17 protein-coding genes and 1 riboswitch are annotated in these 18,386 nt (G+C 70.6%); of the genes, 5 read left to right on the top strand and 12 right to left on the bottom strand.

The window, feature by feature from the left end:
• Positions 1-10 precede the first annotated feature (10 nt).
• The 11 genes from cobN to AACL56_RS13860 all read right to left on the bottom strand — a co-directional run bounded on the left by cobN (position 11) and on the right by AACL56_RS13860 (position 12,809).
• Positions 11-4,024 carry a cobaltochelatase subunit CobN gene (gene cobN, locus AACL56_RS13910; RefSeq protein ID WP_339090399.1) on the bottom strand — a complete coding sequence of 1,338 codons (4,014 nt, stop codon included), beginning with the start codon at positions 4,022-4,024 and terminating at the stop codon, positions 11-13.
• On the bottom strand, positions 4,021-4,389 hold the full coding sequence (locus AACL56_RS13905) for a DUF2149 domain-containing protein (protein ID WP_339090398.1): 369 nt from the start codon (positions 4,387-4,389) through the stop codon (positions 4,021-4,023). Before AACL56_RS13905 ends, cobN begins: the two co-directional genes overlap by 4 nt.
• 73 nt (positions 4,390-4,462) lie before the next feature.
• The gene (locus AACL56_RS13900) at positions 4,463-4,936 is read right to left on the bottom strand and encodes a MotA/TolQ/ExbB proton channel family protein (protein ID WP_339090397.1); all 474 of its coding nucleotides are present in this window, start codon (positions 4,934-4,936) and stop codon (positions 4,463-4,465) included.
• Positions 4,936-5,616 (bottom strand): 5,6-dimethylbenzimidazole synthase, encoded by a 681-nt coding sequence (gene bluB, locus AACL56_RS13895; protein WP_339090396.1) that lies wholly within the window; start codon positions 5,614-5,616, stop codon positions 4,936-4,938. The genes AACL56_RS13900 and bluB overlap by 1 nt, the downstream gene beginning before the upstream one ends.
• A 5-nt stretch (positions 5,617-5,621) precedes the next feature.
• Positions 5,622-6,191 (bottom strand): cob(I)yrinic acid a,c-diamide adenosyltransferase, encoded by a 570-nt coding sequence (cobO, locus tag AACL56_RS13890; protein WP_339090395.1) that lies wholly within the window; start codon positions 6,189-6,191, stop codon positions 5,622-5,624.
• A gap of 21 nt (positions 6,192-6,212) precedes the next feature.
• Complete coding sequence (locus AACL56_RS13885) at positions 6,213-6,995, bottom strand: ABC transporter ATP-binding protein (protein ID WP_339090394.1); 783 nt, start codon at positions 6,993-6,995, stop codon at positions 6,213-6,215.
• Positions 6,992-8,017, bottom strand: a complete 1,026-nt coding sequence (locus AACL56_RS13880) for a FecCD family ABC transporter permease (protein WP_339090393.1) — start codon at positions 8,015-8,017, stop codon at positions 6,992-6,994. The genes AACL56_RS13885 and AACL56_RS13880 overlap by 4 nt, the downstream gene beginning before the upstream one ends.
• Positions 8,014-8,880, bottom strand: a complete 867-nt coding sequence (locus tag AACL56_RS13875) for a helical backbone metal receptor (protein WP_339092872.1) — start codon at positions 8,878-8,880, stop codon at positions 8,014-8,016. Before AACL56_RS13875 ends, AACL56_RS13880 begins: the two co-directional genes overlap by 4 nt.
• 26 nt (positions 8,881-8,906) lie before the next feature.
• A complete protein-coding gene (locus AACL56_RS13870) occupies positions 8,907-9,503 on the bottom strand; it encodes a bifunctional adenosylcobinamide kinase/adenosylcobinamide-phosphate guanylyltransferase (protein WP_339090392.1) in 597 nt (198 codons plus the stop codon).
• Positions 9,487-10,908 (bottom strand): cobyrinate a,c-diamide synthase, encoded by a 1,422-nt coding sequence (locus AACL56_RS13865; protein WP_339090391.1) that lies wholly within the window; start codon positions 10,906-10,908, stop codon positions 9,487-9,489. The genes AACL56_RS13870 and AACL56_RS13865 overlap by 17 nt, the downstream gene beginning before the upstream one ends.
• Positions 10,893-12,809 (bottom strand): TonB-dependent receptor domain-containing protein, encoded by a 1,917-nt coding sequence (locus AACL56_RS13860; RefSeq protein ID WP_339090390.1) that lies wholly within the window; start codon positions 12,807-12,809, stop codon positions 10,893-10,895. Before AACL56_RS13860 ends, AACL56_RS13865 begins: the two co-directional genes overlap by 16 nt.
• Before the next feature lie 98 nt (positions 12,810-12,907).
• Positions 12,908-13,164: riboswitch (cobalamin riboswitch) on the bottom strand.
• A 171-nt stretch (positions 13,165-13,335) separates the two neighbouring features.
• On the opposite strand from AACL56_RS13860, the gene AACL56_RS13855 reads away from it, so the two are divergent.
• The 5 genes from AACL56_RS13855 (at position 13,336) to AACL56_RS13835 (ending at position 17,321) form a co-directional block, all read left to right on the top strand.
• A complete protein-coding gene (locus AACL56_RS13855; RefSeq protein WP_339090389.1) occupies positions 13,336-15,057 on the top strand; it encodes a ClcB-like voltage-gated chloride channel protein in 1,722 nt (573 codons plus the stop codon).
• Between the two features lie 76 nt (positions 15,058-15,133).
• Positions 15,134-15,358, top strand: a complete 225-nt coding sequence (locus AACL56_RS13850; protein ID WP_339090388.1) for a DUF904 domain-containing protein — start codon at positions 15,134-15,136, stop codon at positions 15,356-15,358.
• Positions 15,355-15,690 carry a cell division protein ZapA gene (locus tag AACL56_RS13845; RefSeq protein ID WP_339090387.1) on the top strand — a complete coding sequence of 112 codons (336 nt, stop codon included), beginning with the start codon at positions 15,355-15,357 and terminating at the stop codon, positions 15,688-15,690. The genes AACL56_RS13850 and AACL56_RS13845 overlap by 4 nt, the downstream gene beginning before the upstream one ends.
• A gap of 297 nt (positions 15,691-15,987) precedes the next feature.
• Positions 15,988-16,809, top strand: a complete 822-nt coding sequence (locus AACL56_RS13840) for a sulfite exporter TauE/SafE family protein (RefSeq protein ID WP_339092871.1) — start codon at positions 15,988-15,990, stop codon at positions 16,807-16,809.
• An 86-nt stretch (positions 16,810-16,895) separates the two neighbouring features.
• A complete protein-coding gene (locus tag AACL56_RS13835) occupies positions 16,896-17,321 on the top strand; it encodes a universal stress protein (protein ID WP_339090386.1) in 426 nt (141 codons plus the stop codon).
• 6 nt (positions 17,322-17,327) lie between these two features.
• Here AACL56_RS13835 and AACL56_RS13830 read toward each other — a convergent pair whose 3' ends face one another.
• The gene (locus AACL56_RS13830; protein ID WP_339090385.1) at positions 17,328-18,296 is read right to left on the bottom strand and encodes a helix-turn-helix domain-containing protein; all 969 of its coding nucleotides are present in this window, start codon (positions 18,294-18,296) and stop codon (positions 17,328-17,330) included.
• Positions 18,297-18,386: the final 90 nt, after the last annotated feature.

Genomic DNA, 18,386 nt, shown 5'->3' with positions numbered 1-18,386 from the left:
CCGGGCTCGATCAGGCAGCGGCCCGGCCCCGGCGCCACTGCACCAGCGCGCCAAAGGCCACGAGCAGCGCGGCACCGAACGCGACCCAGAGCCGCAGGACGACGCTCCGCGTCTCGGGCTGTGCCTCGGCGGGCGTGGGCTCGAGCTTGAGGCCGGTGACCGGCTGTAGGCCGTCCGGCGACGGTTCGGCCGCGGGCGCCGCCTCTGCCGCAGGTGCGGGCGCAGATGCCGGGACCACCACGGGCACGACCGCCGGACGCGCCCTGCTCGCGGGTGCGGCCGGTGCCAGCTCCGCCCGGACTAAGCGCTCCACGCCCGCGCTCCGTTCGCGCAGCCCGGTCGCGCCCGCCGCCTGCGCATAGGCCTTCGCCAGTTCGCGCCGCGTGGCGGCATCGGGCTTCCAGTAGTTCAGGCGCACCGCGTCGAGCATGCGCTCCAGCGTCTGCGCGAAGGCCGCGCGGTTGTCGCCTTCGAGCCATTCGCGCGTGCCCAGCCTGTACCTGTCGCGCACGTAAACATCGTGCAGCGACTGCCACTGGTCCTGCCGCACCGCCTGCGGCGCGGTGACCTGCCAGCCCCACAGGAACTGCGCGGTCTTCAGCACCTGCAGCGTGCCGCTGTACCCCTCGGCCTTCTGCGCCTCGATCCACTGCGGATGCAGGTAGCGGGTCTGCATCTCGCGCGCAATGGCGCCGGCCGCGGTGTCGGTGCGCACGTCGGTGCCGTCGCGCAGGTTCTGCACATACAGCGCGGGGTCCTTGCCCGTGAGCTGGCGCACCGCCTGCGCGATGCCGCCGAGGTACTGGAACGGGTCGTCGTTGGTCAGCACGCCGTACAGGTTGGAGCTGCGCGCCATCAGCGCCGCATCGACCTGCACGAGGTTGCCCGCAAAGGCGCCGGGCCGCGCCGCGCCGTCGAGGCCCTTGCCGTAGGCGTGGCCCATGCGATCCATGTACAGCTGCGCCATCTGCGCGTCGCCGCCGCCGCGCTGCTGCGTCTTCCACGCGTCGCTGGCCAGCGCGGCTTCCTCGAGCCCGGCGCCGTAGCTGCCCTGCTCGTTGGAGAACACGCGCGCCGTGGACCAGCGCTGCGCCTCCTGTGGCGACGCGCCTTCCGCACGCAACCTGTTCGCCAGTGCCTCGCTGTGCTGCGCAACGGCGTTGCCCGGTTCGCGCAGCGCGGCCACCTGCTGCGCCGCCTCGTCGAGCCAGCGCATCGCGTTGGGAAACTGGTCGCGGTAGGAGCCGGTGACGCTGAGCAGCACGTCGATGCGCGGACGCTTCAGCACCGCGGCAGGAATGATCTCGATGCCTGCGATGCGCCCGCCCTCGTCCCAGCGCGGCTTCACGCCCATCGCGTAGAACGCCTGGCTTTCCAGCACGCCCTGGTGGCGCGAGGCTTCGCCGGCCCAGAGCGTGAAGGCAATCTTCCCGGGCGGCCTGCCGGCATGGGCCTTCGCATGGTCGGCGATCCATGTGTCCATGGCGGCCACCCCCGCATCCCATGCCGCGCGCGTCGGCACGCGGCTCGGGTCGAAGCCGTACAGGTTGCGCCCGGTCGGCAGGCTGTCGGGGTTGCGCACCGGATCGCCGCCGTAGCTCGCCTTCAGGTAGCGGCCGTCGAGCGCGGTCAGCAGGCCTTCGATTTCCTCGTTGTGCGCGAGCACGGCATCGAGCCTTCGCGCACGCTCCGCCAGGGCCTGAAGCGCCTGCCTGTCGGCGGCTGTCTTGCCCATGGCGATGGCGGCCGGCGCATCGTTGAGCGCCAGTTCGACCCAGCGCGCAGGGCGCGAGTCGGCAATGCCGTTCGCATCGACCAGGAAGGCCTCGTCGATGTCCTCGCCGAGTGCCTCGACCAGCGGCTTGCCGAGCATCTGCAGCACTGTCATACGCCGCCGCTGTGCATCGGGCGCCTGCCCGAAGGTCGCGAGGCCCAGCGGCTGCGCGGTATGCGCCAGTTCGTCGAGGTACGGATGCAGCACGGCGATGAAGCCCGCGAAATCGGCGCGGATGCGCGCGGGCGTCCATTTCAGGTCACGGTCGTAGTGATGCTCTGCGAACTCCGCCGCGAGGCGCCGCTCCAGCGCCGTCTTCACCGGGCCGGGCGACAGCGTCTCCCAGTCGTGCATGCGCTCGTGCATCGCCTGCACGCCGGGACGAAAGCCGGCCGGCGTGAACATCGGCGTCGAATGGCTCACCATCGTGGCGCGGCCGCGGCGCTTGGCGGTGGTGGCTTCGCCGAGGTTGTCCATGATGTACGGGTACACGTTGGGCAGGTCGCCGAGCGCGAGCAGCGGATCGTCCTGCACCGACAACCCGCGCTCCTTGCCGGCCGACCATTCGACGGTCCCGTGCGTGCCCACGTGCACCAGCGCGCTGGCGCCGAACTGCGTGCGCAGCCACAGGTAGGTGGCCAGGTAGCCGTGGCTCAGCGGCACGGCCGAGCGGTGGTAGACCTGCGCGGCCTTGTCCGCCACCTGCGTGCCGGGCTCGAAGCGCGGCGGCTGGCGCAGCACGACCACGTTGCCGAACTGCACGCGTGGGATCACGAAGGCCAGCTCGCCGGCCACCGGGCGAAGCATGGTCGACCTGTCGGGCGTTCCCCAGTAGCCTTCGATGCGGCGCTGCGTTTCGGCCGGCAGGGTGCGAAACCACGCGACGTAGCGCGACAGCGGCATCGCGTCGGCCAGGTTCCTGTCGAGCAGCGGCTGCAGTTCATCACCCTGCCCGCCCGGGTAGTACGCCTTCATCGTCGCCTGCACCTGCGCGATCAGCGCGTCGGTGCCGGGACGGCCGGTGCGGTAGCCGGCCGACTGCATGGCACCGAGCATGTTGTCCACGCTGCGCGGCACGTTGAGGAACGACGCGCCGAAGTTGGCCTCGCCCGGCGGGTAGTTGTAGACCAGCATCGCGACGCGGCGCTGTGCCGGCGGCGTGCGCTGCAGCCGCAGCAGCGCCGCGGCCTTGGCGGCCACGGCGTCGATCTGCGCGGGCAGCGGCTGCAGCGTGCCCGATACCGCGTCGCGCGCGCTCACCAGCATCGGATCGGTCATGCCCGCCAGCTCGCTTGGGCTGTAGTACGAGGCGATGTCGGTCTGCGCGAGGCCGTCCCTGCTCTGCGCCCATTGCGCGGCGTCCATGGCCAGGGAAGGCAGCGTCTGCAGCACCGGCACGCCGATGCGCTCCAGCTCGGCCTTGCGTTCGTTGGGACTGAACACCAGCGAGGCGTTGACGATCGCGTCGGCCACGCGCCGGTCACCATCGTGCGTCATGCGGAAGAACAGGTCCTTCTGCTGCCGCGGGCCATAGAAGGCGTAGGCACGCAGGCCGCGCTGTTCGAGCGAGGCGATGAGCGTGTCGAGCCAGCCGGTGTCGTCGCCGGTGACGGTGGCGCCGTTGATCGCGATCGCGACGGTGCCCATGGCCGTGCCGGCCAGGCTGTCGATGGCGGCGATATCGGTTGCCACGCGCGGCCATCCCGGGTGGTAGATGCCGGCCAGCGGCAGCGGCACCGGGTCCGGCAGGCAGTCGAGCCTGCCGGGTTGCGCCAGCGCCTTCATCGCCGCGCCGAGGTTGGCCGCGCCGGCGAAGCGCCAGTATTCGCGCAGGCGCTGCGCCCACCAGGCATCGACACCGCGTTCGGCCGCCAGGGGCGCGGCCACGGAGACCTGGCCCTTCGCCACCAGCGCGAACTCGCCGACCAGCACATAGGGCGTGGCCGCGCGCGAGATCGCATCGCCGAAGCGTGCAGCCGCGGCCTGCGCGACGCTGATGTGCGGCGCGTCGATCACGAGCAGCGCAGCGCCGTCCAGCGCCGCGGCCAGCGTTTCAGGCGAGTCCGTGGAGGCCGAGACCATCTGCAGCGGCACGCCCGCTTCGTGCGCCGCGGCCTGCAGCCTCACCACCCGCGCCGGAGAAACCAGCGGCGTGCTCAGCATGACGATTCGCGGCACGGGCGGCTGCGCGTGCGCCGGCGCCGCGAACCCCAGCACGGCCAGCAGGAGCCAGAAGAAGACCCGTGTCACTTCCCGCCCTGCGCAGGCGCCGCACCCGCAGGCACGGCGTCCGCCGGCACGTAGACCATCGTGCCGTCCTTCAGCCGCCACGCCGTGCCGGCCTTCTCGCCATCGCCCTGCCCGGTGGCGCCGCTGGCCTTGAAGCGCGTGACCTTGCGGCCCTCGCGGGTCACGATCTCCATGTTCGGCTGGCCCTCGTTGCGGATGATCGTCACCTTGTCCTGCGCGAAGGGGTTCATCGGGTTGTTGATGACCGCGATCATCAGCATGCCGATCACCACCATGAACACGTCGATCAGGTTGATGGTCGAGAGCACCGGATCGTCGTCGTCGCTGTCCAGGCTGCTCAGTATCGAGAACTGGCGTCGGGTCATTGGTGCACCCTTGGCGCTGCGCGCTTTCCCGCCAGGCGGGAGCGAGCTTGCTTGGGGCGGCCCGGCGCAGCGCTCATGACAGCCGGTCCCGCGCGTCGAGCACCGTCACCAGTTCGCGCATGAGCCAGCGGCGGCGCACGGTGTAGACCACGAAGGTGATCGAGGCCGACGCCAGCGCCACGATCACGCTGGCGAACGCGGGCGCGAGGCTCTGCGCCACGCCCTGCGATTCACCCGAGGCCACCGCCACCAGGGCGGGCCCCATCGGGATCATGGTGGCGATCAGCCCGAGCATCGGGGCCACCCGGCTGCACAGGCGCACGCCTTCGAGCTGCTTGAGCACCACCAGCTCCATCTGCTCCTGGCTGGCCTGCGCATGGCGCTGCAGCACCAGCGCGCGCGCCGGGTCGCGGCGGCGCTGCAGGTACTCGATGCCGAAGGCGCCGAGGCAATAGACCGCATACACGAAGGACAGCAGCACGCCCAGCGTCACCGGCCAGAGGAAGAGGCGCGCAAGCTCGAAGAGAACGGTGTCGAAAGCCAGCATCAGGAAGCTCCAGCGGAAGAACGGTCGAACAGGTCCGAAGGCCGGCCCCAGCCTTCGTCGAACACCAGCGAGGCGAGCGGTTCGCGCTTCGCCCAGCGCTCGCGCTGCAGCATGGGCTCCTCGTAGAACCCGTGCACCGGGCCCAGGCACAGCAGCGCGATGGGCTCGGCGCCTTCGGGCAGGCCGAGCAGCACCGCCACCTCGGCAGGGTCGAACAGCGACACCCAACCCATGCCCAGCCCTTCCGCGCGCGCCGCGAGCCACAGGTTCTGGATGGCGCACGAAGCCGAGGCCAGGTCCATCTGCGGCAGGGTGCGGCGGCCGAACACGTGCTTCTCGCGGCCGTCGGCCAGCGTCACCGCCAGCAGCTCGGCGGCGTCGAGCAGGCCTTGCACCTTGAGCCGCATGAACTCGTCCTCGCGCTCGCCCAGGGCGCGCGCGGTGTGCACGCGCTCCTGCTCGACCACGCGATGGAGCTGCCCGCGCAGCGCCTCGCCCCGGATGCGGATGAAGCGCCAGGGCTGCATGAAGCCGACGCTGGGCGCGTGGTGCGCCGCATCGAGCAGCCGGCGCAGCACCTCGGGCTCCACCCGCCCGCCCGCGAAGTGGCGCATGTCGCGCCGCTCGTGGATGGCGCGGTAGACGCCTTTGGCCTCGCCGGCCTCGAACGCATGCGCCATCGGGTTCAGTCCTCGATGCCGCGCTGCGCGGGAATGCCGGCCTTGAAGGCATGCTTGACCAGCGTCATCTCGGTCACCGTGTCGGCCAGCTCGATGATCTCGGGCGGGCAGCGGCGGCCGGTGATGGCCACGTGCACGTGCTTCGGCCGGGCGCGCAGCGTCTCGAGCACGCCTTCGAGCGGCAGCCAGCCGTAGATGAGCGGATAGGTGATCTCGTCGAGCACCACCAGGAAGAATTCTCCCGACAGGATGGCGGCACGAGCCTTCTCCCAGCCGTCGCGCGCGAGCTGGCCCGAACGCTCGAGGTCCTGGCTCTTCCAGCTGAAGCCGTCGCCGAGCCCTTCAATCGGGATGCCGATCTGCTCGAACATGCGGTGCTCGCCGAAGCGCGCGGTCGGCACCTTCATGAACTGGTAGACCTTCACGGCCTTGCCGCGGCCGTGCGCGCGCAGCGCGAGGCCGAAGGCGGCCGTGCTCTTGCCCTTGCCGTCGCCGGTGTTGACGATGACGATGCCGCGGCGCTCGCCCTCGGGCTTCTCGTAGGGTTTCTCGCTGGGGGGTGTTTCGATCTGCATGGGATTGGTTCCTGTGTTCTCTTATCTGGGCAGCGCGATCCACTGGTCCGCCACGCGGTGCACGCGGATGCGGTGGTCGAACACCTGCTCCAGCGCGGCATGGGTGGCGGCGTCGCTGCAGCCGCCGTGGTGCACGACGCGGCCGTGGTCCATCACCACCAGTTCGTCGGCGGCCAGCGCCATGGGCAGCTCGTGCAGCACGCTGACCACGGTCCTGCCGCCGGCCACGAGCGCGCGGACGGTCTGCATCCAGTCGGCCTGGTGCGGCGGGTCGAGGTTGGCGAGCGGCTCGTCCATCAGCAGCAGCTCGGCCTCGACCGCGAGCGCGCGCGCCAGCAGCACGCGCTGGCGCTCGCCGCCCGAGAGCTGGCCCAGCGGGCGGTCGCGCCAGTCCCAGGCCTGGGTGCTGCGCAGTGCGCACTCCACGGCCTCGCGGTCGGCCGCGCCGGGTGCGGCCAGCCAGCGCTGGTGCGGCAGGCGGCCGAGCATCGCGACGTCGTAGACCATCAGGTCGTCGGCGCTGGCCTCGCCCGTGCCGCTCTGGCCGAGCCACGACAGGCGCTGCGCACGGACGCGCGCCGGCACCTTCGCCTGCGGCTCGCCGAACAGTCGCACCTCGCCGCGGTGCGCGAGCAGCCCGGCCATCGCCTTGAGCAGCGTCGACTTGCCTGCGCCGTTGGGCCCGACGATGCTGGTCCAGCGGGCGGCCGACAGCGCCAGGTCGATGTCGTGCAGCACCGCTGTGGCGCCCAGCGTGGCGCCGAGGCGGCGCGCCTCGAGCGCCGGCACCTTGCCGCCGCTCATGCCACGCCTCCGCGGGCGCTGCGCCGGTGCATCAGCCACAGCAGGTAGCTGCCGCCGAGCACGGCCGTGAGCACGCCCACCGGCAGTTCCTGCGGTGCGATCAGCCAGCGCGCCATCAGGTCGGCGGCCATCAACAGCAGCCCGCCCATGAGCGCCGACAGCACGATCAGCCGCGCGTGCGTGGTCTTGACGATCGAGCGCACCAGGTGCGGCGCCGCGAGGCCGACGAAGGCGATCAGCCCGGTCTGCGCCACGGCCGCGCCGGTGGCCAGCGCGAGCACCACCACCAGCGCGGCGCGCATCGCACCCAACGGCAGTCCCAGGCTGCGTGCGGTGGCCTCGCCGAGCGCGAGCCCGTCGAGCACCGGCGCGAGCGCCCAGCCCAGCAGCAGGCACAGCGCGCAGACCAGCGCCATCACCGCGCAGGCGCTCCAGCCGACCAGGCCGGTGCTGCCGAGGATGAAGCCCTGGAGGGCCTGCAGGATGTCTGCCGAGGCGATGGTGATGAGGTCCTTGGCCGCGCCGAGTACCACGCCGACGATCACGCCCGCGAGCAGCAGCCGCAAGGTCTGCTGCACGCCGCGCGCGAGCATGAGCGTGAGCATCACCGCGAGCACCGCGCCGACGAAGGCCGCGCCGGTGAGCCCGAGGCGCATCACCCATTGCGCGCTGGCGACCGAGCCGCCGAACAGCATCAGCGCCACCGCCACGCCGAGCGACGCGCCCGAGGCGCTGCCCAGCAGGTACGGGTCGGCCAGCGGATTGCGGAACAGGCCCTGCGCCACCGCGCCGGCCAGCCCGAGCAGCGCCCCGGCCAGCCAGGCGCCGAGCGTGCGCGGCAGCCGGATGTCCCACACGATCTGCAGCGCCACCGGGTCGTGCCGCGCCGCCCACAGGCTTTCGAAACCCGTGCTGCCGATGCCCAGCCCCAGCAGCACCGCCGCGGCGCCCAGCACCAGCAGGCCAGCGCCAAGCAGCAGGATGCGGCGCAGGTGGGCGGTGTGGCGGACCGCGGCGTTCAACGCTTGCCCTTGTCGCCGAGGCACTGCGCCATCAGGCGCGCGGCCTCGTCCATGCGTGGACCAGGACGAACCAGCACGTCGGATTCCTCGGCGCTGAAACGGCAGATGCGGCCCTCGCGCACCGCGCGGATGCCACCCCATCCCGGGCGCTGCTCCAGTCCCTGCGCGCTTCGCACGCTGACCATGATCAGGTCGGGATTGGCGCGCACCACGTACTCGGGGTTGAGCTTGGGAAACGGGCCGAGCGACGCCGGCACGATGTTCTTCACGCCGAGCCGCGCCAGCGTCTCGCCGATGAACGACGACTCGCCCGCCGCATACGGCGTGCTGTTGACCTCGAAGTACACGCGCAGCCCCTTCGCGCTGGCCGGCAGCGACTGCGCGGCGGCCGACACGCCGGCGTCGATCACGCGCCAGACCTTCGGCGCCTCGTGCGTGCCCAGCACCTGGTCGAGCTTGTCGAGCACGCGCCGCACGTCGGCGTGGCTCTTGGGTTCGAGCACCAGCACCTTCAGGCCGAGCGCCTCGAGCCGCTGCGTGACGCGCGACGACTTGGCCAGCAGCACCGCGTCGGGCTTGAGCGCGACGATGGCCTCCACGTTGGGATCGATGCCGCCGCCGAGCTGCGGCAGCGCCTTCAGCTGCGCGGGCGAGTTGGAATAGCGGTCGACGCCGACCAGCCGGTCGCACGCGCCCAGCGCGCAGACCGATTCGCTGAGCGACGGCAGCAGCGTGACGATGCGTTGCGGCGGCTGCGGCAGGTTGACAGCGACGCCGCGCTCGTCGACCACGTCGAAGGCATGCGCGCCGAAGGCGCACAGCGCCAGGCCCAGCGCGGCAAGAGAACTGCGGAAGGCGTGCATGTGAAAAGCGATCGTGGGAAAGAGGTTCATGCGGCAGGCGCCTTCAGCGTCAAGGGCAGGCCGGCGGCCATCAGCGTGACGCGGTCGCAGGCGGCGGCCACGTCCTGGTTCAGCCGGCCGAGGGCGTCGACGAACGCGCGCGTCTCGCGGCCCATCGGGATCACGCCCAGTCCGATCTCGTTGCCCACCAGCACCACCGGCCCGGGCGCCTCGCGCAGGGCCACCATCAGCAGGCCGCTGTGCGCGGACGGCGTGCGCGTGGCGGGGCGCGCGTCCTCGCAGGGCATCGGCATCATCAGGTTGGTGAGCCAGAGCGTGAGGCAGTCGACCACCACCAGCGTCTCGGGCGTGCTCTGCGTGACGATGGCGCGCGCCAGCTCGATCGGCTCCTCGATGGTGCGCATGCCGGGCACGCGCTCGGCGCGGTCGGCCTGGTGGCGCACGATGCGCTCGAGCATCTCGTCGTCGTAGGCCTGCGCGGTGGCGATCATCACGGCGCGATGGCGCGGCGAGCCGGCGAGCCAGTCGATGGCGCGCTGCTCGCCGCGGCGCGATTTGCCGCTCTTCTGGCCGCCGAGGATGAACTCGTGCACGGCGATCTTCGGCTTACTCGGCAGGGGCATGGCTTTCCAGTTCGATGGGCGTGGCGCCGAAAAGGCGCGCGGTGGCTTCCAGGCTGGACGCGAACCACGCATGGAAATAGCTCGCGCGCACCGGGCCGTGCACGTACAACGCCTCGCCGCCGCGCGCGCCCACGGGCTGCGTCGCACCCGGCCGCGCGGTGCGGCCGGCCGGCACCAGCGGCGTGTCGCAGAGCGAATAGTGGAAGGTGTGGCCGCGCAACACGTGATTGCCGAGCGCGAGCTGCTGCGGGCCGAGGCCGGCCAGGCGCTTCTGCATCGTCACGCGGCCCGGCAGCAGGCCCCAGAGGCGATGGACCTGCGCGGCGTCGTGCGTGGCGAGCTCGTCGAACAGCGCCATCATGCCGCCGCACTCGGCCCATACCGGCCTGCCCGCCGCGACGTGCGCGGCCAAGGCGTCGCGCAGCACCACGCAGCCGGCGAGCGTCCCGGCATGCAGTTCGGGATAACCGCCGGGCAGCCAGACCGCATCGCAGGCCGGCAGGCCGTCGCCCGCGAGCGGCGAGAAAAAGGAAAGCCGCGCGCCCAGCGACGTGAGCACATCGAGATTCGCGGGGTAGATGAACGAGAACGCCGCGTCGCGCGCGATGGCGATGGTGCGGCCTGCGAGGAGGCGTGGCGTGGCGCCAGCGGTTCCGGCTTCCGACCCGGCTTCGGTTCCGGCAGCTTCGAAGCAGACCTGCGGCAGCTGCGCGGGCTGCATCCGTCCCAGCGGCGTGGCCGCCAGCACGTCGGCCACGGCATCGAGCCGCGCCATCGCATCGCCGAGTTCGTTCGCACCCACGAGCCCCAGATGCCGCTCGGGCAGCGTGAAGCCGGCGTCGCGCGGCAAGGCGCCGAGCCACTGCGACGGATCGCGAAGTGCCTCCTGCAGCATGCCCGCATGCCGCTCGCTGCCGACGCGGTTGGCCAGCACGCCCGCCCACGGCAGGCCGGGGCGGAAGTTCTGCAGTCCGAAGGCCAGCGCGCCGAAGGTGCCGGCCATGGCATGCGCGTCGATCACGGCGAGCACCGGCAGGCCGAAGCGCCCGGCCAGGTCGGCCGCGCTTGGCGTGCCGTCGAACAGGCCCATCACGCCCTCGACGATCAGCAGGTCGCAGCAGGCCGCCGCTTCGCGCAGGCGCGCGCGGCAGTCGGCCTCGCCGGTCATCCACAGGTCGAGCGAGTGCACCGGCGCGCCGGTGGCCTGCGCGAGCCAGTGCGGATCGAGGAAGTCGGGGCCGCACTTGAAGGCGCGCACGCGCCGGCCCTGGCGCGCGTGAAGCCGCGCGAGCGCGGCGGCGACGGTGGTCTTGCCCTGCCCGGAAGCGGGCGCGGCCACCAGCACCGCGGCGCAGGTGGCGCCGGTGCCGTTCGTTTGCGGGGATGGGGTCAGTGAGGCGTCCACTTGAGGCCGACGTACGCGGTGCGGCCTGCATTGGCGTACAGCCGCGCGAACTGGTAGTCCTTGTTGCCCACATTGTCGACGCGCGCCACCAGGTTCAGGTCGCGCGTGAGCCTGGTGCTGGCCGACAGGTTCAGCAAGGTGTAGCCGCCAAGCTTGACGGTGTTGGCCGCATCGTCGTAGCGCTTGCTCGACGACTGCACCTCGGCGCCCAGCGTCCAGCCCGCCACGCGCCAGTCGGCACCGAGCACGCCGTGGCGCTGCGCACGGCGTGCCAGCAGGTGGTCGGTGGCGAGGTCGCGCGGGTCCTGGTAGTCGAGCGAGGCGCGCAGCGTGACGTCGCCGAAGCGCTGGCTGCCGGACAGCGTGACGCCCTGGTAGCGCGCGCGCGCAGTGCTCGAATAGCAGCCGAACGACGAGGCGCAGCCTTTGGCGGTGCCGTCGAACACGATCAGGTTCTGCACGCGGTTGTTGTAGACCACGATGCCCGCCTGCGTGCCGCCGTCGGTGTACTGCAGGCCGAGCTCGGCATTGCGGCTCGACTCCGGCTTGAGCGTGGCCAGGCCGTATTCGCTGAAGCGCTGGTACAGCGTCGGCACGCGGAAGGCGGTACCGGCCGAGGCCGTGACCCGCAGCGACGGCGTGATGGCGTAGCCGTAGGCCGCGCTGCCGGTGGTCTTACCGCCAAACTCGCTGTCGTCGTCGTGGCGCACATGCAGCTGCAGCGAGTGCGGGCCCTGGACGAAGCCGTAGCCCAGCGAGATGGCGTCCTGCGCGCGGTCGCGCGACAGCAGCTTCGACGACGTGGTGGGCGCGTTCTCGAGCGCGTCCTCCCGGCGCTCGAAGGTGGCGGTGACCAGGTGGGGGCCGAAGCGGAACTCGTTCTGGAACAGGTAGCCGCGCAGGTTCGTCTCGGTGCGGTAGAACGAAGGCTGCGTCTTGTAGACCGACTGCGAATCGGTCACCTGCACGCGCGTGCTGTACACGTCGTTCCACTTGGCCGACCAGGTCAGGCCGGCGGTGCGCAGCGTGTTGTTCGAGATGTCGTTGGCGAACAGGATCGGCAGCCTGGTGCGGTACGACACCGTGGCGTCGTAGCCTGCGTTGATGTCGCTGCTCAGCAGCGTGGCCTCGATGCGCTGGTTGGGCGTGATCTGGAAGCCGAGCCTGGCGTTGCCGGAGGTGCTGCGGTAGCCGTCGCGGTCGGGGCTGGTGAAGCCGTCCTTGCTCGGGGTGCGCTTGTCGACGGGCTGGACGTTGAAGCCCTTGCTTTCCTCGTGCGAGACGCCGAACGAGTAGTCGAACAGGCCCGACTTGCCGCTCACGCCGCCTTCGATCTTGCGCAGGCCCTTGCTGCCGATGCCGACGCCGGCGTAAGGAGAGACGCCCTCCTCGCCCCGCCGGGTGAACAGCTGGATCACGCCACCCACGGCGTCCGAGCCGTACACCGCGGCAGCCGGGCCGCGCAGCACTTCGATGCGGTCGATCTGTGCGAGCGGAATGCCTTCCCAGCCGGCGCCACCGGTGGACTGCGAGTCGATGCGCACGCCGTCGAGATAGACCGCGGTGAAGCGCGTCTCGGCGCCACGGATGAACAGGCTGGTGGTGTTGCCCACGCCGCCGTTGCGCGTGATCTCGATGCCCGGCAGGCGCGAGAGCACATCGGCCACGCCGGTCGCGCCGCTGCGCTCGATGGCCTGGCGGTCGACGATGGACACGTCGCCCACCAGCTCCGACAGCGCCTGCGGCGTGCGGTTGGCGGTGACCACCGTTTCGCCGAGTTTGGGCGCTTCCTGGGCGTGCGCCAGGCCGCCGAAGGCAGAGGCCAGCGCCAGCGGCAGGCAGGCGAAACGGAGACGGCGCGCAGGAGCGCGGCCGCGTGAGATGCAAACGTGGGAAATCATGAATGAAGCGAGCGAACGTCAATGCCCCTCGCCGGCCTCCCCGCCGGCGCTGCGGGGCGCCATGGCTGCCTCGTGCCCGACAGGATGCGTCGATGCATGCGGCAGCCGCCTTGTTGGCCGGTATCCGGGCTGGCAGAACGGCCCCTCGCCGCCTTCCCAGGTGCCTGTTTCAGGGCACCCAGTGGCTTCGATGGAAAGGGGTTGGCGCCTTTCGGCGCCGTCTGCTTGACCGTTGCGGGGGCAGCGCAGGCGGCTTCGGCCGGGTCCCGATGCGAATCGGGGGCGTCCACTCCTGCTTCCCGTTGAACTGCGCCGTGCGAACCACGGCGCGAGCACCAACGGCCGGGATTTTATGCGCTGGACCTGGCTCGCCCCCAGGCTTCGCGCACTTCGTGTCGCTTCTGCTTCCCCCTGCCGGGGACAACACCGGAGGCCCGGCGAAGCCGGTTCCCCGGTGTTCCTGGCCTTTTCCTTCTTCTCTGGAGGAGAGGCGAGGAAGGCACGCCCGCCGCTAACATCGCTGCCCATGATGCGGCCCGCCACGGTTTTCCTGAATCTTCGTTCGGCGCTGCAACGCGTCCTTGGTGTTTCCGGCTGGCAATCGATGCTGCTGTGGTCGATCGTCGCGGGGCTGCTGGGCACGCTGGCCACCGAGCTGTTCCGCGCGGCGCTCTATCACTTCGAACACCTGGTGCTCGGCCCGGGCGACGGCCTGGTGGCCATGGCCAGGAACCTGCCGTGGTGGGCACGCATTGCCTGCCCTGCGCTGGGCGGGCTGGTGGCGGGTGGACTGCTGGTGCTGGCGAAGCGCGTGGCGGTGCGCAGCGCCACGTCCGACTACATGGAAGCCATCGTGCTCGGCGACGGGCGCATCCCGGTCGCGCAGACGCTGGTGCGCAGCGCGTCGTCGCTGGTCAGCATCGGCAGCGGCGGCTCGATCGGGCGCGAAGGCTCGATGGTGCAGCTCGCCGCGCTGGCGGCGTCGCTCCTGGGGCGGGTGTTCCGCTTTCCGGCGGAGCGGCTGCGGCTGCTGGTGGCCTGCGGCGCGGCGGCGGGCCTGACCGCGGCCTACAACGCACCGATCGCCGGCGCCTTCTTCGTGGCGGAGATCGTGCTGGGCTCGATCGCGATGGAAAGCGTGGGCCCGATCATCATCGCCTCGGTGGTCGCCAACGTCGCGATGCGGGCGCTGCCGGGCTACCAGCCACCCTACAGGATGCCGGCGTTCCCGGAAATCCACGGCACCGAGGTCGCGTTGTTCTGCGTGCTGGGCGTGCTGCTGGGCTTTGCGGCGGTCGGCTTCCTGCGTGCGCTGCAGGGCAGCCGCGCGGCGTTCTCGCGGCTGCCGCTGGCGCTGCCGTGGCGGCTGGCGCTGGGCGGGCTGGTGATGGGCGCGATCTCGGTGCCGATGCCCGAGGTGTGGGGCAACGGCTACAGCATCGTCAACGGCGTGCTGCACACGCCATGGCCGTGGGCGCTCATCGCGATGGTGCTGGTCGCCAAGGTCGCGGCCACGCTAGCCACGGCCGGATCGGGCGCTGTGGGCGGGGTGTTCACGCCGGCGCTGTTCTTCGGATGCATGGTCGGCGCGCTGTTCGGCCAGGGCGTGCAGGCGCTGTGGCCCGCGGCCACTTCGGCGCCGTTCGCCTACGCCATCGTCGGCATGGGCGCCTTCCTGGCAGGCGCCACACAGGCACCGCTGATGGCGATCCTGATGATCTTCGAGATGACGCTGAGCTACCAGGTCATGCTGCCGCTGATGGCGGCCAGCGTCATCGCCTACTTCGTGGCGCGCTCGGCCAATGCCGGCTCGATGTACGAGATCACGCTGCGGCGCAACAAGCAGCGTGACACGCAGCTGCGCCTGCGCGGCCTGCACATGCGCGACCTGGTGCAGCCGGCCGGCACTGTGGTCGGACCCGACGCCGATCGCGAGGCGATGAGCAAGCTGTTCCTGCAGCAGCCGGTGAAGTACCTGTACGTGGTCGACGAGGGCAACCGCTACCTCGGCGTGGTGCCGCTGTCGGCGCTCGGCACGGCGCCGGCAGGGGCCACGGCCGGGGCGCTGCTGTCGCAGGCCATCCAGCCGATCGCTGCGGACACCGGGCTCGCGGAAGCGCTGCAGCGTTTCCTCGACCATCTCGGCGAACGGCTGCCGGTGATCGAGAGCGCACAAGACCCCGTGCTGCTCGGTGTCGTCGCCAAGAGCGCGCTGCTCGCCACCTACGTGCGGCTGAGCGAAGCCTGAAAGGTTTGATCGGCGCGCTGCGAAGCCGCAGAATCCCCGCCGGGAGTGTTTTCCCGGGAAACTACAATCGCCAACCATGCCCGCCTCCAGCCCCATCGACCAGATCGCCGAGCGTGTCGAACGCCTGCTCGTGCGTCACGAAGAGGTGCAGCGCACCAACGCGCTGCTGCAGGAACAGGTCGATGCGCTCATGCGCGAACGCGACGCCCTGAAGTCGCGCCTCGCCGCCGCCCGCACGCGACTGGATGCACTGCTCGAGCGGCTGCCGGCTGAACCACCTTCCGAAGACTCCCCCGCATGAAGCAGATTGAAGTACAGATCATGGGCCAGAGCTATTTGCTTGGCTGTCCCGATGGCGGCGAGGCGCAGCTGCGCGAAGCCGTCGAACGCGTGGACGCAGCCATGTGCAAGATCCGCGATGCAGGAAAAGTCAAGGCCCGCGATCGCATCGCGGTGCTGGCCTCGCTGAACCTGGCATTCGATCTCGCCGCGCAGCAGGCCGCCACGGCCGCCGCCGCAGCGGCTCCCGCGCCTGCAGCCGCTGCCACCGACACCGCCGAGCCCGACCCGAAGGCCGCGCAGCTCATTCAGAGACTCGATCAGGCCCTGGCAGGCGATGGACATTTGCTCTGAATGAGCACCGCGGGTGCATACGGGGCGTAAAATCCACCCTGTCTGCAGACGTGTCGGGCTTAATATTTCCTTGTTCCAATGCTCTCCGGAGCCGGGCTTGGTACATCGCTAGACGGGCGTGATCATCTCGCGTCAGATGAACCCGAAGTCTTGCTGCCCTCGCCCACCTGAACCCTGGTTCAGGATGCGGGTCCGGCACACCATCTGCAGACACCTATTCCGGCCACGGCCCCTTGCACCAGTTGCACGGGGCCGTTGCTTTTTCCAGCAGCATCCTTTTCCGACGCCACCGTGAACATCGCCGCCCTGCTCGACCCGCTCCTGATCGCCGAACTCGCCGCCCTCGGGCTGGGCACCGGCTTCCTCGCCGGCCTTCTGGGGATCGGCGGCGGCATGGTCATGGTGCCGTTCATCACGATCATCATGGGCCACCGCGGCGTGCCGGCCGACCTCGCGGTGAAAATGGCGATCGCGACCTCGATGGCCACCATCATCTTCACCTCGGTATCGAGCGTGCGCGCGCACCACAAGCGGGGCGCGGTGCGCTGGGATATCGTGCAGCGGCTCTCGCCCGGCATCGTCATCGGCAGCCTCGTGGGCAGCCTCGGCGTGTTCGCGCTGCTCAAGGGCACGGCGCTGGCGATCTTCTTCGCGCTGTTCGTGGGCTTCTCGGCCACGCAGATGTTCCTCGACAAGAAGCCCAAGCCCACGCGGCAGATGCCCGGCACCGGCGGGCAGCTTGCAGCGGGCGGCGCGATCGGCTTCATCTCGGGTCTCGTGGGCGCGGGCGGCGGCTTCATCAGCGTGCCGTTCATAACGTGGTGCAACGTGGCGATCCACAACGCGGTGGCGACCAGCGCGGCGCTGGGCTTCCCGATCGCAGTGGCCAACGTGCTCGGCTACGTCATCAGCGGGCATTCGGTCGAAGGCCTGCCGGCCGGCTCGTTCGGCTACATCTGGCTGCCCGCGCTGGTGGTGATCGCCGCGTGCAGCGTGTTCACTGCACCGCTGGGCGCGAAGGCCGCGCACAGCCTGCCGGTGAAGAAGCTCAAGCGCGTGTTCGCGAGCATCCTGTACCTGCTGGCGGCCTACATGCTCTGGAAGGGCCTGCACGGCTGATGCTGCCGGGTTGACGCAGCGCAAAGCCCTTCCGCGGAAGGTGCGACTCGTTGCCGCTGCCGGCGAGGCAGCCGTATAACGAGGCCATGAAAATCCTCATCGCCGTCGACGGCAGCGCCTACACGCAGAAGGCCCTGGCCTATCTCATCGCCAACCGCGCCATGTTCGTGGATGGCCACGAGCTCGTGATCGTGCATGTGTGCACCGGCATCTCGGGCCACGTCACGCGTCACCTGAGCAAGGAGGTGGTCGCCGACTATTACGCCGAGGAGAGCACCAAGGTGCTCGACCCGGTGAAGACGCTGCTGGCCCAACAGGGCGTCGCCAACTACACGATCGACTCGCGCCACGGCCATGTGGCGGAGGAGATCCTCAAGGCGGCCACCGCCGCGCAGGCCGGGCTGATCGTGCTCGGCACGCACGGCCATGGCCTTCTCGGCCGCGCGCTCATGGGCTCGGTCGCCACCAAGGTGATCGCCGAGACGAACACCACGGTGCTGCTGGTCCAGTAGAAGCGGCTATTGAACGCGCTGCTGCCGCCATTCGCGCGGCGAGCAGCCGAAGCGTTCGCGGAACGCGCGGCTGAAATGCGCCGCATCGTTGAAGCCGCGCCCATACGCAATGTCCGCCACCGGACGCCCCGCGAGGCGCGGCTCCAGCAGGTCGCGGCTGCACGCCTCCAGCCTGCGCTCCCAGATGTATTGCGCAGGCGTCAGCGGCTCGCTCTTGAAGACGCGGTGGATGTGGCTCACCGACACGCCCAGTTCGGCCGCCAGCGTGCCCACCGAAAGCGACGGGTCGGCCAGCTGCTCGTCGATGCGGCGCTTCACGCGTGCGAGGTGGTACGCCGTGAGGTTGCTCAGCGCCGGCGCGCGCGCAGCAGGCAGCGTCTGCAGTCCGGCCACCAGGATGTTCTGCACGCCATGCGCCACCGCCAGAGCGGAGGCCGGCTGCAGCGTGTCGATGTCCTCGCGCAAAGTGCGGATCATGCCCAGCAGCAGGTGCCCGGCGCCTTCGCGCCCCGACACCGTGGTGGCCGTCAGCGCCTCCGTGTCGCGCAACTCGCCGCGCAGGCGCTCGCCGGGCAGCTTCAGCACGATCTGCTCGAAAGACTCCTCGAACAGCAGTTCGTAGGGCCGCGTGCTGCCGTACAGCGCGAAGTCGCCGGCCGACAGCACCGCGTCGCGGCCATCCTGGCGCACCACGCCGTGGCCGCGCGCCTGGATGCTCACCAGGAAATAGTCGTCGCTCGACTTCGCGATATGGCCCGGCGTGCGCATCACCTTCTGCGGCCCGGAGGTGACCACCGACATGTCGAGGCTGGGCAGCGTGTGCTGGCGGATGCTGCCTTCGAAATCGCCCGCGTCCGCACCGGCGTCCTGCACGGCGTCGCACTCGAGCTGCACGTAGACGTTGCAGATCATGTCGGTCCAGTAGGCGAGCCGCTGGTCGCGCGAGACGGCATCGGTGCTTAGCAGCTGGGTCATCGGGGTTCCTCGGTCGAAATGCGGCATGCAACGCTGGAACAAGAACGCCGCCAATCCGGGTCAAGGCGTTCCGGCGGCGCGAATTTACGC

Origin of the sequence: Variovorax paradoxus (assembly GCF_902712855.1) — a bacterium.
GTDB classification, from domain to species: domain Bacteria; phylum Pseudomonadota; class Gammaproteobacteria; order Burkholderiales; family Burkholderiaceae_C; genus Variovorax; species Variovorax paradoxus_Q.
Note: the sequence above shows the minus strand (reverse complement) of the source record. Positions and strands in the feature narration are given on the sequence as shown.